This is a genomic window from Candidatus Phytoplasma meliae (genome assembly GCF_016876135.2).
Genome location: NZ_JACAOD020000002.1, coordinates 1 through 16,816, shown reverse-complemented (window position 1 = coordinate 16,816; position 16,816 = coordinate 1). Strand labels below are relative to the sequence as shown.

Sequence of the window (16,816 nt, the reverse complement as noted above, 5' to 3'; positions counted from 1 at the left end):
AAAGGAGACAAACAAAAAATGCCAATCGAACAAATTATTAATCATCCCTATTTTTCTTTATCTTTGGCCGGTGGTGCTTTCGTTGTTATCTTGTTTATTATTGGATTTATCGCAAGAAAAAACAAAAAAAGCATCTACCGTTATCAAGATTTACAAAAAGAGGGATACAAACAAATTAAAATAATTAAAAACTCAATTCAAGCGGTTTTTAAAGTTAAAGATGAATGTGAAAATATTAAAAAAATAATTATTGAAACTACCGGACTTAAACCAGATGACAACAAAGAACAAGCCCTTATTAAAACTCTTCGTGATACATTAAACTTCAAAGAACCTAAAAAAGAAGTAATAACGCCACCCAAAACTAAAAAAACATCTAAACCAAAAAAGCATTTCAAAGAAACTTTACAAGAGGAAAACAAAGACCTTTTCCAAGATGTTTTACAAGATGAATTACCCCAAAAAGAACAAAAAGACCAACCACAAAAACACGATGAAGCTATTTTTAAAAAGGAATAATCATACATGGAAATTGTAAATATTAATTTAGGACATAAAGCTACCACGCAAGACGTGGAATATTTTATTTATAAGAAATTTAAAGTTAATGTTGAAGTTTCTTTGAAATGTTTTAATGTTGATAAAAAGCGAGATTGTAGTTGCTCTATTAAAGACGCCCCAGAAGAATTGTTAGCGGTGTATTTTGAAGGGGGACGAATTGCAAACAAGGACGGATTTTTTACCTTGGATGATTTACAAGACCGCGAGGGAGCTCATAAGCCACCTAAAACGATGTACTGTTTTTATGCTAATAAAGAAGCTAATATGTGGCTATTATGGAGTGTGTTAGGTGTTATTAGTTTATCAATGGTTATTGTTGGTGTTGTAGTGTATTTATGTTTTTTTAAAGGCCAACAAAACACAAAGGAACCTAAAATAGATTTAAACAAAGAAAACAAAACTGCTGAAGTAGTAAAGGAACCAGGCAATACTACTGAAAAAATTATTTATGTGGATCAAATAGTTGAAAAACCGGTAGAGGTTATAAAATATGTTGAAGTACCCAAAGAGGTTATCAAATACGTTGATAAACCAATTGAAATTATAAAAGAGGTTGAAAAACCGGTAGAGATTGTCAAAGAGGTTGAGAAAGTAGTTTATCAAGATAGAGAAATTATTAAAGAGGTACCAAAAGAAATTATTAAAGAGGTTGAGAAAATAGTTTATCGTGATAAATTAGGTAAAAAAATAGAACCACAAATAATTTATCAAGATAGAGAAATTATAAAAGAGGTTGAAAAACCGGTAGAGATTGTCAAAGAGGTTGAAAAAATAGTTTATGTTGATAAACCAATTGAAATTATAAAAGAGGTTGAAGTACCCAAAGAGGTTATCAAATACGTTGATAAACCTTATGAAGTGATAAAAGAGGTTGAAGTACCCAAAGAGGTTATCAAATACGTTGATAAACCAATTGAAATTATAAAAGAGGTTGAAGTACCCAAAGAGGTTATCAAATACGTTGATAAACCAATTGAAATTATAAAAGAGGTTGAAAAAATCGTTTATGTTGATAAACCTTATGAAGTAATAAAAGAAATTATCAAATACGTTGATAAACCTTATGAAGTAATAAAAGAGGTTGAAGTGCCCAAAGAGGTTATCAAATACGTTGATAAACCAATTGAAATTATAAAAGAGGTTGAAAAACCGGTAGAGATTGTCAAAGAGGTTGAGAAAGTAGTTTATCAAGATAGAGAAATTATTAAAGAGGTACCAAAAGAAATTATAAAAGAGGTTGAGAAAATAGTAGAGGTTATCAAATATCGAGAAATTGATTTAACCTTAGAACAAAAAAAAGAATTAGTCAAACAATTAAGAGACCGTATAAACAACATGAGTGGTTCATATTATAGTGTTTATTCCTATAAACGCCAACTGAGAGATGAAATACAAGATTTTTTAGATTCTCTTGAATAAGAAAGATAAAAGATTATGAATAAGGAACAAAGACAGTTAAAAGCTGAAACAAGGGAAAGAAAGAGAAAAAAGAAAAAGCAACATGTTAAACATTCTTTCCCACTTGCAAGGCATAATAAAAACACTTATTCAAAAGCAATCTTAAAGCAATTAAAGAAAAATAGAAAATAAGAGATATTCAACATGATTATTTTAACAACACTCCAAATAATAATTTTTTTATTAAATATATTAGTATTTATATATTTTTATAAAACTGCAGGAAATCCCGAGTTTAAAATAGATTTTATTATATTATTTATTTTTACATCAATTGCTATGCACGGTAGTCTTTATGTTATACATTATTTAAAAATTATTTAAAGAAATAGGAGGGGGGATAAAATGGCTTTTTCACAATTAATGCTTTTAGTAGTAAGTATCTTCGGAATTAGTTTTGGAGTAATTGCGGGAGCGCTTCAACATTGTTATATAAATAGGGAATATCAATGTTCTAAAAAAACTATCATTATTGGGTATGTTTTAGATGCAATTTGTATAATTGTAGGTTCTTGTGGTCTATATTCAATTTTTATTAAGAAGTAAATAAAATAGCTATTTCTCATTACCCGACCTAAGTTATATAAGTAATTGTTGAGAGGTTTTTTTAGCCTTTCAGCGTCTATTTTGTTCCTCTTAACAATTAGGGTCGTTAAACTGACTTATTGTTTTCTTGTTTTCTTTGTATTTGTAATAGGTTATGGTCGGGGTAGTAATCAAGCAACACCACTTGATTACTACCTTTTATAAAATAATTAATTTTTTAAGCATTTATGTAAAAGGTGAAAAGCTATTAAGTTTTTTAGCTTTTGCATAAATGAAAACTAATATAAACACACGATACCCTTTAAACGCGTTATTTTGCCCCTATATGGCGTTTGTGAGAAATAACAACAAAATAACATGTAAAAATAAAAAACATTTCCAAGTTTACAAGATTTTATGAGGAGGATTTATGATGTACCAATTTAATAAAAAAATAAGATTACAATTAGGATTATTTATTAGTATTTTGATTTTCTTTTTTAATAGTTTGACAGTGTGGGGGTTGCCACCAAGAGATTTAGAAAAAGAACAAGAATTAAGGAAGAAAGATAAAGAAGAGCGAGAAGAAGTAGAGAGTGGAAGACGCCGTTATTATGATTACACTCATTATTTACGAACATATTTAAGAGACACATATACAGCTGAAGAACTACTAGACATTGGATATACAGTTGAAGAATTATGGAATATAGGATTTACGCCTCAGGACCACTTAAAAAAAATAAGAAATAAAATTAAAGATGAAGGAGCTGTACTTGAAGCATTAAAAGCATTACAAAAACGTGCTAGTCTTTACGCTTTAAACGAAATGGGGTTTACAGCCAAAGACTTAAAAAATGTAGGATTTATAATGTCCGAGTCCGATGGAAGTTTATTTTCTCAGTCTAATTTTCACCCTAAAAAACTAAGAGAAGCAGGATATACAATAGAAGAATTCAAAGCTTGTGAGGATATAAGATTTTATCATTTCAAAGAAGCAGGATATACACTTAAAGAAATAAAAGACGTAGGATTGACAGCTGGTGCCTTTCCCATTCCATACCTCAAAAATGCAGGATTTACATTTAAAGAAATAAAAGAAGTTTTAAAGAATGATTTTGGGGATATAGTCAAAAAACTAAAAGACATAGGATTTACACTTAAAGACTTAAAAGATGATGGATTTACACTTAGAGAAATAAAACATGCATATACACTTAAAGAAATAAAAGACGTAGGATATACAGCTGAAGAACTACTAAACGAAGGTTATAAACCTCAAGACTTAAAAAATGTAGGATTTACAGCTGAAAACTTAAAAAATGCAGGATATACACTTAAAGACTTAAAAGATGCAGGATTTACACTTAAAGACTTAAAAGATGCAGGCTTTTCTTTTAAAGAAAAAGAACCAAAAAAACTACAAGACACTCACATAATAATAAATAAACATAATGAAATAATAAATAATCTAGATAATAACGCCAAAGATATTATCGGCAAGAAAACAACCACTATTGAAGACTTATTAAACAATAATAATAAGGTTGACGCAGTAGTTGTTAAAGAAACATGGCTAATACAGATGTTAAAATGGTTTAAGTCTTATTGGTGGTTATTGGTTTCTTTTATTGTGATCCATCTTGGAATTAAGGTTATATTTGTGATTATGAAATTAGTTATTGCTAAAAATAAAAGACGTAAGACAACAAGCGATAAGACCGAGGAGAAAGGCGAACAAGAACAAGAGCATAAAGGAAATAAAAAGGACAAAGGAAATAAAGAGAAAGGAGGCGATTGGTGGTGATTCAAAAATTAAAACCATATTTATTTCTCTTTTACACTATTGCAGTATCAGTTGTGATTTACTTAGTGTTGCGGTTTTACTTCAAGATTGATTTTGGATTTACCAAAATACAAAAATACGACCACAAAGAAATAGAAGAGTATAAGAAGTTGCAAGAAGAGCATAAAAAAATAGTTAAAAATAATGTTGAATTAAAAATAAATAATATGTTTTCAATTCCTCAAACATCAAATCAACCATCCCAACAACAATTAATACCCAAAACGGAATTAGACGTCAACATAGATAAACTTAGGGATGAAATAGCTACCTTAGTCAAACAAGATGTGAAAGACCCAAAACATGGCGTAGTCATTTATGAATTGCAAATTAAATTAGAAAAGTTAATGTTCCAAAAAAGAGAGGAGTTAATGAAACCTCTTAATAATTTTATTGACGAATGGATAAAACATTACCCGGATGATGATATGAACGAGAAAGAGGAGAAGTGATATAAAATGTGGATTGTAGATGATATCGTAAACGCACTTGTCCCTTATGTAATTTCATATTTTGTTGCTGAATCCTTAAACCTTATTTTTGCTTTAATATTGGCTAATGTTTTTTTAATAGAGTTTAATTTACTTAACTATTTAACTTCATTAGTTGAGAATGCTTTATTTTGGAGCGTCGATGATTGGGGTTGGATTGGTTTTATGTTAAGCAAAATGACAATGTTATTAATTCGGATGTTTGCTGTTAGTAGTGCTTTTTTGCTTTTATTTAAAAACGCTGCTACTGTTGGGAGATTCTTATTAGAAGTTGTCAAAATAATTATTAGCGGTGTGGCAACTATTATTAATCTACATCAAAAAGGTTTAAAGTTTATATTTAAACACATTAGTAACAAGGAAAGTGGGTGATGACTGATGATAAAAAAAATACATCAGCAACAAAGTTTGAAATCTAGACTATTTTATTTATTGGTAGTGCTTTCGTTGTTCTCAATACATTTACATTTATCGCCTAATAACCAAACAGTCTATGGTGGTTTTGGGGGTTGGTGGGAAGATGTTGTCGAAGGAACACGCAAAGGATTAGAAAACACTGGTGATTTTTTAAAAGAAACCACCGAAACATTAGCAACTGCCACGAAAGATGTTGTGATGTTTGTGCCTAATGTAGTTACAGGAGTGGCTAAAATTGAAATAGAAAAAATGCAAGATCATATGCTCCTTACAACGGCGGAATTAACTATTGAGGTATTGAAGCTACAAGAACAACAAACTATCGACTTACAAAATCAAAAAATACAAGAAATACAAGAGAGAACCCAAAGAATACAAAAAGAAATGAAAGAAAAAGTGCAGAAGAAAAAAAAGGAATTATTGCAATATATCGACGATAAAATAAACGAGATCAAAGGATATTCCCAAAATATTAAATCTCAAAAAGATATCATAGAAATACAACAAAAAGTATCTAACATTTTTGCAGATGTGATAAAAGCAACTAATAGCTTACAACAAGATTTAATAATAAATATTAAAGCATCATCTACAAAGGAAATACAAAGTATCGAAGCTATCAAAATCCAAATGCAAGATAAGTTTAATGAGATAGCCCAAACAAGAGCAAAAGCGCAGGATTTAATTGATGAAATAAAAGCAAGAGAAAATAAATATATTTCTTTAGAAAATATTAATTTGACATCTCCAATAAAAATGTTGGAAGGTATAACAATCAACACAATAGTGCAAGCAATTGAAGTTTTTAAAACTATGGTTAAAAAAATTGCTGATGTCATCAATAATGTCATTAATAAGGTAGGAGAAATAATAGTTGTTGTTTGTAATTGGATTAAAGAAGCAATTATGAAAATAGTTGCAGTAATCCAAAAGATAATTGAAACTGTTTTTAAAGTGATTGCTTGGGTATGGCAACAAATTAAACAAGGAGTAAAATGGATTAGTGATAAAATAGTTGCATTTGTAAAATGGATGTCAGATAATTTGGCACAAAGAACAACGATAAATCATAGGAGAAACATCCTTAAAGCTTTTTTTACTTTGAAAAATATTTTAAAATGGGTATCTTGTTATCTTTTGGTTTGGTCAATAATAATTTGGTTAAGGTCGGTTTGGGTCTTAACTTATCATTTTAGTTATCGCAAAAAGAAAGAAAGGGACGTTATAGTGCTAAATGAATATTAAAGAATATTGGGATATTGGAATTAAATATTTAAGTCTTGGGATACAGTATTTTATTTTATTTTTTTTATTTATCATCTTTATTAGATTAGCATATATTGTTTGTTTTAATACTGATGAGAGTGGTTAAACAGTTATCTAAGCATAAAACTTGTTTTTTTTTTTTTTGAGGGTATAATAGTAATTGTTACAAACTATAAGAAAGGTAAAAAAATGTATCATGAAATTACCTAATATAAGGCGTTTGAAAAAGAAGCTTCCAGGAGTTAATATAATACCTACAATTATTATTTTTAGTATATTAATTACTTTCATAGTTTTAATATTTTGGGGTGTTATTAGCCAACATCAAGAAACTATCCAACAAGCAGAAATTAAAAATATTGATGTTGAAGCAGAAGCAACAAAATTGGTTAATGAACGTTTCGAAAAAATTCGTGAAATAGATACTAAAAGAGAAAAAATAGAACGTGAATCGGTAGAAGAGCTGACAGATGTTTTTCATAAAACCGATGATGAATTAAAAGCACAAAGAAAATTGATAACCGATAAGATCTTGAAATTAGAAGAATTAGGACGAGAAAAAGATAGTTTAATAAATGGTTTAAATACAACAATAGACCAATTACAAAAAAGTAAGTCTAAGGAAGCACAAGATGATATAAACAACCTTAGAAAACAATTACAAGAGTTGGAAACAACAAAAAACAAAGTAATTGATGATCTTAAAACACAATTAAATACCTTAGAACAAAACATAACAACTAAACAAAATGAAATAAATAGTTTAAATACAACAATACCTAAACCTTATAAAGAATATAAATTATCATTAGAACCATATTATACCTACAAGGATAAAGAGGGCAACACAATTAGAGAATACCGTTTATTTGATAAAATGCACCCAACTCAAAAAGATATTAAGGGTAACCCTAATTTCTTAGAACGCAAAGACTTTGAATCAATAATGAGTAAATATGGTCTTCAAGTATACCCTATCAAATGGACTAATGGTAAAGAAAACTTATATAATTGCGAATATGATAGTGATATGACAGTTAAAGAACATTATGGTTGGAGAGTATCAAAAGCCAATTATCAATTAATTCAAACTAATCAACCTAACAATACAACTGAATTATTGACAAAAGATAAATATGGTGATAATGGTTTTTGGAATAAAAGTAATTGTTTTTTGAATGGAATTACTAATATACAAATAGATCAAGTATTAAATAGTAATATAAAAAATAAGACTCCATATATAAGATTGATGACTAAAAACCTAGAATTAGAGTTTGATTGGTTAAACTTTATTTGTACTCATTTTAAAAATAAATTACCTAAAACAGCGGATGCACAAGAACGCATAGCGGATGCACAAGAACACGCAAGGTGGGTACAAGAATGGACAATGAGGGCACAAGAATGGACAACGGATAAATATTACACAGAGATGGCACAAGAATGCACAACGATGGTACGAAGACAGATAACCAAAGCCAACCAATTAATCCAACAAGCCAAAGCAAATAATGAACCAACCTTTAATATAATATCTAAACAAGTAACAAAAAGAGTATATGATTATAACAACCCTCAAACATTCACCGAATATGATACATCATACAACACCCAAGAATGGAATAATTGGTTAAAAGGGTTAAACCTTCAACCAAACGACCCATTATACACCATAAGAGAGTTCATATTATATCACACAGATAATGACCCACAAACGACCCATGTAGGACAAGTAAATTATGATCTACCAACAGGACATTAATTAATATAAATTCCTTAAAAGACTGTGGAAAGTCTTTTAAGGGCATCAATAAACGCTTAAAACAAAAAACAAGAAAGGTAAAAAGAAAAAGAAAAAGACCGTGAGACCAAAACATAATCAAACATATAGTGAAAAAGTAAAATGGGAAGCAATCTTAGCATGGAAAAGGGGAAGCGATGCGGAAGAGATTGCCAAACAATTAAACATTACCAATCATCACAATATTTATTATTGGTTTAACCTTAGTAAAAAAAATGATTTTAAAGGATTTAATGATAAAAGAAAAGTCAAAGGGATTAAAAGAAAAGCAATTAATTTTAATGATCCCAAAATAAAACAAATTATCAAGGACTATCATAATAACAAAAATAAAGATGTATTATTTAATGCTATTAAAAAATTAAAAGCTAAAATCAACATTACTCAATTGATGCAACATTTACAACTTGCAAGAAGTACTTTTTATTATTGCAAGAAAGAAAAAGCAACCCCGGAACAAGACCACAATTTAATTACTAATATCAAATTAATTGCTGATAAGTTTAGTTATACCAATAAAAGAGGTGATAAAATTTATACTTTGGGTTGGCGTTCTATTTTTAGAGAATTGAAATTAATGAATATTAATAAAACCTCATATCAAATTCAAAAAATTATGAAAGATCATAATTTATTTTGTAAGACAAAACAAAACACATCCCACTTAACGAAAAAGAAACGACAAGAAAAGAGAGAGAACTTATTACGAGGAAACAAAAAAACAACCAAAGAGGGGCAAATATATTGTACTGATATAACTGCTATCCCATACGGACGATGGAACAATATATTTTATTTATCTACGATCATGGATTTACACACTAAAAAAATTATTAATTATAATTTAGGGAGCAAACAAGATCAAGATTTTGTTTTAAAGACTTTAAACGGGATAAAAAAGGTAGAGAATGATTGCTTTTTACATTCTGATAGAGGCACACAATATCAAGCTAACCAATACGGAGAGGCTTTAAAAGCTAAAAACATCAAACAAAGCTTTTCACGTCCACGAACTCCAAGGGATAATCCCTATATTGAAAACTTTTTTAGCCAATTTAAATTAAATACAATCCATTTAGAACACAAAGAGGATTTAACAAAGTTAGAAATAATTAAAATAACTGATAATTTTATTAAACAGTACAACGATAAGCGCAATAGAATTATCCAAAGTGGTTACACTTGTCCGTTTAGTAATAAAAAAAAGAAAAAATATTTTAAAAATATATAAAAAAGCATCTAAAAAAGCAGTTTTAAAAAAAATATAAGCAAGATATAAGCTATATATAAGCATAATATAAGCTATATATAAGCATAATATAAGCATAATATAAGCTATATATGGTTAAAAATGTGAAAAATTGTAAAAACAAAGTAAAAACATTTAAAAACTGTTAAAAAATCATAAAAACATAAAAAATAATTTAATATTTAATTCACCTTCTTTTAAAAAAGAGGGTATTTAGTGTTGGTTTTTATTATATATAATAAACTATTTAAAAAAAATACATTTTTTTATGTATATGTGTTGACAAACAAAATAATTTGTAGTACCCTATATTTATACGTTAGTATAATAATAGTTTTTATATACTATATAATAAATAAACTAATATATAATTAATTATTAATATAATATTATAATAAAATACTGTCTAAGACAGTCTAAGACAGTCTAAGACAGTTATATAATATATAATAATTTCTTTTTCTTTTTATTCTTTTTTTCTTTTTTTTGGTTCTTTTTTTTCTTTTTTTCTTGTTTTTCTTTTTCTTTTAAGAAAATTGTTCTTTTTCTTTTAAGAAAATTGTTTTATGTGTTGACATTTGTTGTTAACGTGTTATAATATAAGTAATTGATAGTTACAAAAAATAATTTTGTAATTAGCAATTAATTTTTGATAAATAAAACATAGCAAAAGTTTAGCTTATAAGTTAACTCGAAAATTAATTGTATGTAAAAATCTTCTTTTCAATGATGACAAGCAAAGGATTCTCGAAGTCTGAGCTATTTACAATTTTTATTCCTAAATTTAATATTTTTTCGTTTTTTTCGTTATTATACATTTTTTCTTTGTGAGGATTGTTATGAAGTATTTGAATGGTTGTATTTGTTGCGAAATAATATGATAATATATGAATAATTACAAAAATCATACATAATATTGCATATGGTAATATCTTTATTTTTTTAGTATTAGTTTTGGTTAACATTTTCTTGGGGATTATTTTTTTCATTTTTTTCTCTTTTCAACAAGTTTTCTTTGTTTAATTTCTTAGAATGAAAAAATATATAACTTAAAAATTATCAAGAAATTAAAATATCTTAAATTTAACTATTTTATTGTCTTAAATTTGTATTATTTTGTATTAAATATAATTCTATGCTTTTTAGTTTTCATATTTTAAATTATTATAATACTATTTAATATTATATCATTTTTTAACTTTTATTTTATTTTAGATACTTGAGAATTCATTTTTTAACTTTATTAATAAAAAGTGTTAAGAGTTATTGTGGTGATGCGATATTGTTTGATTGCAACAAGAGAAAACATGGATTTAAATAAGTATTAAGGGGGTTAAGCAGTTAATTATTTTATTAATTATAATTTATCTATTTTGTTATAATATCTTAGGATTAGATATTTTTTATCTTTGAGAAATATTTAGGATATCGTTATTATATGTGTGCTATTTTTGTGATTAATCTCATTGATTTTTTGATTTTTGATTAATTTTTATTTTTTGTTAATAATTACGTAATTGTGTGACAACTTTATGATCTTAATTCCTCTTATAATGTGGTTTGATTGGTTGTTATTAAAAATACGGAGGGTATTTTTTTTGAAAATAGGAATTTTTACAGATGCTTATGAACCTTTAATTAGTGGGGTAGTTGTTTCAATTAAAGCTTTAAGGAAATCTTTGGAAAGTTTGGGGCATCAAGTTTATATTGTGACTACTAATTCCCCTCATGTTAAAAAAGAGGTTGATCCTTATGTGATTAGGATTAAAGGGGTTCCTTTGCCATTTAAAATTTTTAAAAATTATCGTTGGATTTTGAGATATAAACATCATTTGCCTCAAATTAAAGCTTTAAATTTAGACGTTATTCATATTCATACAGAATTTGGATTAGGTTTGTTTGGGATTTATGCTAAGCAAAAGTTAAATTTACCTTTAGTTTATACTATGCATACGCTCTATGTTTCTTTTTTTGAAATTAATAATTCTTTTTTGATTAAAATGTTTCGTCAAGCAATGTTAAATTATGCTGATAAAATTGTAAGAAGATCTTTGGTAAATGCTAATGCTATTATTTTTCCTACTCAAAAAGTGTTAGATTTTACTGTTAAACGTTTTCCTGTGGATACTAATCATCATACTTCTATTTCTTCTGTTACTTCAATTATTCCTACAGGATTGAATTTAACTAATTTTTATCAAGAAAATTTAAACCCAAATCACATTAACACTTTAAAAAATAAATTAAATTTGCAAGATTTCTTTGTTTGCCTTTATGTTGGTAGACTTTCCCCTGAGAAAGAAATTAATTATTTAATTGATGCTTTTGCAACCCTTAATCGCGCCAATTCTCAAACTAAATTCCTTATTATTGGCGATGGTCCTGAAAAGAAAAATTTAATCAAGCAAGCGAAAAAATTAGGCATTAGCGATAAAGTTATTTTTTTAGGTTTCATCCCTTATGAGCAATTAGGAGTATATTATCAATTAGGAGATGTTTTTATCAACGCTTCTTTATTTGAAACTCAAGGATTAACTTATATTGAGGCTTTGGCTGCTTCTTTGCCTTTGATAGTGCGTTATGATCAGGTTTTATCAGACATTGTTAAAGATGGTCAAAATGGTTTTTTTTATTACCAAAAGGATGAATTAATTCATAAATTAACTCAATTATCTTACAATAAAGTGCAATGCCGAAGTTTATCTGCTAAAGCGTTAGAATCAGTAAAGCAATATAATCAAGAAGTTTTTGGTCAAAAGATGTTAAGTGTTTATCAACAAGTGCTTAATAGTGATCAATAAAAATAAATAAAAAATTACAAAAACTAAAAAATTTGTTATAATATTAATGTCTTATAAATAGGTACTAGGTAGATGCTGATCCCTTGTCTTTATTATATTAAAGACCGCACAGACCGCAAGGAGCAAAAAAATGAAAACATATAAAATTATGTATATTTTACGTCCTAATTTAGAGAATAAGGAAGTTCAAAGAATTAGCAATATTTTATTAAATGTTTTTGGCAAAGAACCTAATCAAGTTTTAGAACAAAAAGAAATAGTTTTAAAAGATTTAACTTATGCCATTCATAATCATAAAAAAGGTTATTATGGTTCGTTTACGGTCAAGGCAGATAATGAAGCTGTTTTAGAATTTAATCGTATTGTTAAAATTACCGAAGAAATTATTCGTTTTATTATTATCAAAGAATAGTTAGTTGTTTTTTTAGTTGTTTTGATGTCGTTGCTTTTTTTCATCTTTTTAAAAAAAACTAATCAAGGAGTGATTGTAATATGATTAATAAAGTTATTTTGGTAGGTAGAATTACTAAAATTCCTGAATTAAAATTTCATAATGGTGATATTGGTTATGTTAAATTTACTTTAGCAGTTAATAGAAACTTTGGTACTTCTGATGAAGAGAAAAAAACGGATTTTATTAATTGCATAGTTTGGCGTAAGCAAGCTGAAAATTTAAATAGATATGTTTCTAAAGGAGCTTTATTAGGAATTGAAGGCAGTATTAGAGTAGAAAAATGGGAAAAAGATGGTCGTACTAATTGGTCAACTGAAGTTAGTTGTAGCAATATTCATTTTTTAGAACCTAAGAAAAGATCTGAAAATGAATATGATTCGCATGAAACATCATATCGCGAACACACACAACAAAATCAACCAACAGATGACAGCGCTCCTTTTTAACATTTAAGAAAGGAATAAAAATTTAAATATGAAACACGTTAAAAACAATACTTTTAAAAAACGTCGTAAAGTTTGTTATTTTACGGAAAATAATTTTACTAAAATTGATTTTCAGGACATAGAACTTTTACAACGATTTCTAACTGACCGCGGTAGAATTATTTCTCGAAGAATTACTAATACTTCGGCGAAATGGCAACGCCATTTAGCAATTGCTATTAAAAGAGCGCGTCATATGGCTTTAATCCCTTTTGTTCAACAATAAAAACAGGTATGATCCTGTTTTTTTTTATTAATGTTGACTCTTTTTAACTTTTCACACACTAACACCTATATTTTCAAATATTAATTTTTGATAATAAAATACAGCAAGAGTTTAGCTTATAAGTCAAAAATTAATTTTATGCAAAATCCCTCCTTTCAAAATTTAAATTTCATGCCCTCAATTAAGGAGGGTATTTTTTGTTGTTTTTTTATTCTTTATGGTTAAAAAATAGTTTACATTAAAAACTAAAATGCCGCCAATAATAAATTATTTTGCCCCTAAATAACGTTTATAAAAATTTCCCTGTTCCGAAAGGAATTAATTTAACCACCATTTTAGAAACTCTCCAAATTAAACGGAGTACTTATTATTACTGGTTAAAAACAAAAAAGAGTTAAATTTAAAAAAAATACCCTCAATAGCTAATTTATTAATGAAAAAAACTATTACCAAAGAAGAAGTTGAAAAAATTAGTTAATTGTTAAAATAATATTACAAATAAAAAGAGACTTGTAAAAGCCTCTTTTTATTTTAATGAAATGTGATCCAAAATATAAAAAAACAAGGTCATTGCTTTAGGCATTGTAGATATCTGAGTATAAAACTTGTTTTTTTTTTTTTTCGTGTATAATTATATTTAAATGGCTGTCTTATATTTGTTTATAATTTTAGCTATTGAAACTAATAATTTAATATACACAAATTTTTTTGGATTTCTTTATTCTTTATTATGATTATAAATTTTGGAAATAAAAATTTAGGAGAATTATATGTTAAATATTGTATCTAATCAAAAACCTTTGAAAGATTTTATTGAGCGCATTATTATTAGGAATAAAGATCAATCTGCTCCTGTTTATAGTGTGACAAAATCTGGATTGGTGCCGCAACAAGAACGTTTCGGAAAACAAATATCTTCTTCTAATGTTAGTAAATATTTGTGTGTTCCTCCTAATCATTTTACTTATAATCCTATGACGACTAATGGCGTTGATATTGCTGTATGTTTTAATAATAGTAATCATACGGTTTGTGTTAGTTCGCAATGTATAGTTTTCAAATCTAAAGAGGAGAGTATAAACTTTTATTTAGAAGCTTTTTTTAGTTCTTCTTATTTTTTTCATCAAGCTAATCAAAATATTTGTCCTCGAGTCATTCTTAATTTATCATGGGAAGATTTTGAGACAATTATGTTGCCAACAAATAATTTAGAAAAAAAGAATAATTTATGTTTATTTTTGAGAAAAAAAGAAAAAATATTAAATACCAAAATCCAAAAAATTAAACAACTTTTAAAATTTTTTTAAAGGGGTTTTTAATGTCTGAAAGAGATTTACAAGAAAAAATTTTCAAGCAATTTATATCTATGGGCTATGAAGGTATTCAAATTTCCAATGAAAAGGATTTGCAGAACAATTTATATACTAAGATTAAAAGATTAAATGAAAAAGAATTGAAGTATAAATCTTTTACCGAAGAAGATTTTCGAATTTTTTTAAATACCGAATTATTGAATCGTAATGTTGTAGAAAGTGCAAAAAAATTGGAAGATGTTATTTATTTCGTTAATCAAAAAGGAAAACCCTTAAAGTTAATATTATTTGATAAAAATGATTTTTCGAATAATAAATTAGAAATTGCTAAAGAAGTTAATAATAAAAATAATAGATATGATTTAGTTGTATTTTTGAATGGTTTGCCTGTGGTACTTTTAGAATTAAAAGATGGTGATTATTTGCCAGCTTTTGACCAAGTTAAAGATAAATATGCGGATAATATGCGAAAAACTATTTTTTCTTATATTCGTATTTTTGTCATCGGCAATAAGATGCAAACAAGATATTTTTCTAATACGGATCAAAAACTGAGTAAGAAAAACCTTTTTTCTTGGAGCGATGAAAATAATAATAAATATTCTAAATTAGAAGATTTTGTAAAGTTTTTTTTAGAACCTCAAAATTTATTCGATGTTATCACAGAGTACATGGTGATTAATGATGAAAGAAAAGGTTTAATTGTGATGCGACCTCACCAAATTCATGCAGTTAAAGCTTTGTTTTCTCAAGCTATGCAAGGTAAAAATGGTCATGTTCATCATGCTACAGGTTCAGGCAAAACACTTACGTCTTTTAAATTAGGGCAAAGGTTAAAAAGGAAAGGACAAGTCTTTTTGTTGATAGATCGTAAAGATCTAGATTTTCAAACATATCAAGAATTTGAACACTTTGAACCAGAAGCAGTAGATAATACAGACAGTGTACAAGACTTAAAAGTTAAAATTAAACAAACTTCTGGTTTCCTTATTACAACTATTCAAAAAATGTCTGAATTAACCAAAGAAGAGGCTGCTGATTTACAACAAAAAAAACAAGTTTTTTTCATTATTGATGAATGCCATCGTTCACAAAAAGGCACTATGCATAGTCAAATTAAAGAGATTTTTCCTGATGCAAGGTTTTTTGGTTTTACAGGAACACCTCTTAAAGAAGAGAATACTCAAAAAGGACTTACTACAAAAGCTATTTTTGGAGAATGTTGCCATAGCTACACAATGAAAACTGCTTTTTCAGATGGAATGATTGTAAAGTGGGATTTCAAACATTATAAAGCAACCAAAAATAAAGAAAAAAAAATTACGCGATTTTTGGATAATTATACACATCAATCTCATCAAGGAACTTTTAATGCTTTATTTGCAACCGATGGTATTCCTGAATTGATGGAATATTATCGTTTAATGAAAAAAATTATTAAAAAGGATTACTCCAACGATTTTAAAATTGCAGCTATTTTTCATCCTCAATCTGAAAATACCGACAAAAGACAAGACTTACAAAAAGACTTTCATGAATTAATCCAAGATTACAACAATACCTTTAAAACTCAAATTGACCCAACTTCTACCAAAAATTATATCGAAAATGTTTCGCAGAGAATGAAACAAACTAAAAAACCATGCATTGATATTTTGTTAGTAGTGGATATGTTTTTAACTGGTTTTGATGCTCCTTGTCTCAACACCTTATGCATAGATAAAGAATTAAAGTATCATCAATTAATCCAAGCGTTTTCAAGAGTTAATCGGACAGCGATTGATAAAGATTACGGTTATGTTATGTCTTTTAAAATTTCTCAAAAAACAGTAGATCAGGCTATACAATTGTTTGAAGGCGCAAATCACAATATGCTAGCTCCCGATTATCAAGAGAAAAAAACAGCATACAAGGAATGTG

17 protein-coding genes are annotated in these 16,816 nt (G+C 27.3%); 16 read left to right on the top strand and 1 reads right to left on the bottom strand.

From position 1 onward, the window contains the following. Window positions 1-18 precede the first annotated feature (18 nt). The 10 genes from CHTY_RS00835 to CHTY_RS00790 all read left to right on the top strand — a co-directional run bounded on the left by CHTY_RS00835 (window position 19) and on the right by CHTY_RS00790 (window position 9,599). A complete protein-coding gene (locus tag CHTY_RS00835; protein WP_203552044.1) occupies window positions 19-519 on the top strand; it encodes a hypothetical protein in 501 nt (166 codons plus the stop codon). Window positions 520-525: 6 nt separating this feature from the next. Then, window positions 526-1,980, top strand: coding sequence for a hypothetical protein (locus CHTY_RS00830; protein ID WP_203552043.1), 1,455 nt, complete (start codon window positions 526-528; stop codon window positions 1,978-1,980). Between the two features lie 15 nt (window positions 1,981-1,995). Further along, window positions 1,996-2,151 carry a hypothetical protein gene (locus CHTY_RS00825; RefSeq protein WP_203552042.1) on the top strand — a complete coding sequence of 52 codons (156 nt, stop codon included), beginning with the start codon at window positions 1,996-1,998 and terminating at the stop codon, window positions 2,149-2,151. Window positions 2,152-2,364: 213 nt separating this feature from the next. After that, window positions 2,365-2,565, top strand: a complete 201-nt coding sequence (locus CHTY_RS00820; RefSeq protein WP_203552041.1) for a hypothetical protein — start codon at window positions 2,365-2,367, stop codon at window positions 2,563-2,565. A gap of 412 nt (window positions 2,566-2,977) precedes the next feature. Further along, a complete protein-coding gene (locus CHTY_RS00815) occupies window positions 2,978-4,351 on the top strand; it encodes a hypothetical protein (RefSeq protein ID WP_203552040.1) in 1,374 nt (457 codons plus the stop codon). After that, window positions 4,345-4,842: a hypothetical protein gene (locus tag CHTY_RS00810; RefSeq protein WP_210634601.1), complete on the top strand. Its 498-nt coding sequence runs from the start codon at window positions 4,345-4,347 to the stop codon at window positions 4,840-4,842. Before CHTY_RS00815 ends, CHTY_RS00810 begins: the two co-directional genes overlap by 7 nt. Before the next feature lie 6 nt (window positions 4,843-4,848). Continuing rightward, complete coding sequence (locus CHTY_RS00805) at window positions 4,849-5,253, top strand: hypothetical protein (RefSeq protein WP_203552038.1); 405 nt, start codon at window positions 4,849-4,851, stop codon at window positions 5,251-5,253. A gap of 6 nt (window positions 5,254-5,259) precedes the next feature. Continuing rightward, on the top strand, window positions 5,260-6,543 hold the full coding sequence (locus CHTY_RS00800) for a hypothetical protein (RefSeq protein WP_203552037.1): 1,284 nt from the start codon (window positions 5,260-5,262) through the stop codon (window positions 6,541-6,543). A gap of 217 nt (window positions 6,544-6,760) precedes the next feature. Next, the gene (locus CHTY_RS00795; RefSeq protein WP_203552036.1) at window positions 6,761-8,329 is read left to right on the top strand and encodes a coiled-coil domain-containing protein; all 1,569 of its coding nucleotides are present in this window, start codon (window positions 6,761-6,763) and stop codon (window positions 8,327-8,329) included. Window positions 8,330-8,429: 100 nt separating this feature from the next. Then, window positions 8,430-9,599 carry an IS3 family transposase gene (locus tag CHTY_RS00790; RefSeq protein ID WP_203552035.1) on the top strand — a complete coding sequence of 390 codons (1,170 nt, stop codon included), beginning with the start codon at window positions 8,430-8,432 and terminating at the stop codon, window positions 9,597-9,599. Window positions 9,600-10,315: 716 nt separating this feature from the next. Here the strand turns inward: CHTY_RS00790 and CHTY_RS00785 are convergent. Continuing rightward, window positions 10,316-10,606: a hypothetical protein gene (locus CHTY_RS00785; RefSeq protein ID WP_203552034.1), complete on the bottom strand. Its 291-nt coding sequence runs from the start codon at window positions 10,604-10,606 to the stop codon at window positions 10,316-10,318. A gap of 609 nt (window positions 10,607-11,215) precedes the next feature. Here CHTY_RS00785 and CHTY_RS00780 point away from each other — a divergent pair. The 6 genes from CHTY_RS00780 to CHTY_RS00755 form a co-directional block, all read left to right on the top strand. Beyond that, window positions 11,216-12,418 (top strand): glycosyltransferase, encoded by a 1,203-nt coding sequence (locus CHTY_RS00780; protein ID WP_203552033.1) that lies wholly within the window; start codon window positions 11,216-11,218, stop codon window positions 12,416-12,418. Window positions 12,419-12,548: 130 nt separating this feature from the next. Then, on the top strand, window positions 12,549-12,830 hold the full coding sequence (rpsF, locus tag CHTY_RS00775) for a 30S ribosomal protein S6 (protein WP_203552032.1): 282 nt from the start codon (window positions 12,549-12,551) through the stop codon (window positions 12,828-12,830). A gap of 80 nt (window positions 12,831-12,910) precedes the next feature. Next, a complete protein-coding gene (locus CHTY_RS00770; protein ID WP_203552031.1) occupies window positions 12,911-13,318 on the top strand; it encodes a single-stranded DNA-binding protein in 408 nt (135 codons plus the stop codon). Between the two features lie 28 nt (window positions 13,319-13,346). After that, on the top strand, window positions 13,347-13,583 hold the full coding sequence (rpsR, locus tag CHTY_RS00765; RefSeq protein WP_203552030.1) for a 30S ribosomal protein S18: 237 nt from the start codon (window positions 13,347-13,349) through the stop codon (window positions 13,581-13,583). Window positions 13,584-14,353: 770 nt separating this feature from the next. Next, window positions 14,354-14,890 carry a hypothetical protein gene (locus CHTY_RS00760; protein WP_203552029.1) on the top strand — a complete coding sequence of 179 codons (537 nt, stop codon included), beginning with the start codon at window positions 14,354-14,356 and terminating at the stop codon, window positions 14,888-14,890. 11 nt (window positions 14,891-14,901) lie between these two features. Further along, window positions 14,902-16,816 (top strand): type I restriction endonuclease subunit R (locus CHTY_RS00755; protein ID WP_203552028.1); only part of this gene is annotated, 1,915 nt, incomplete at its 3' end.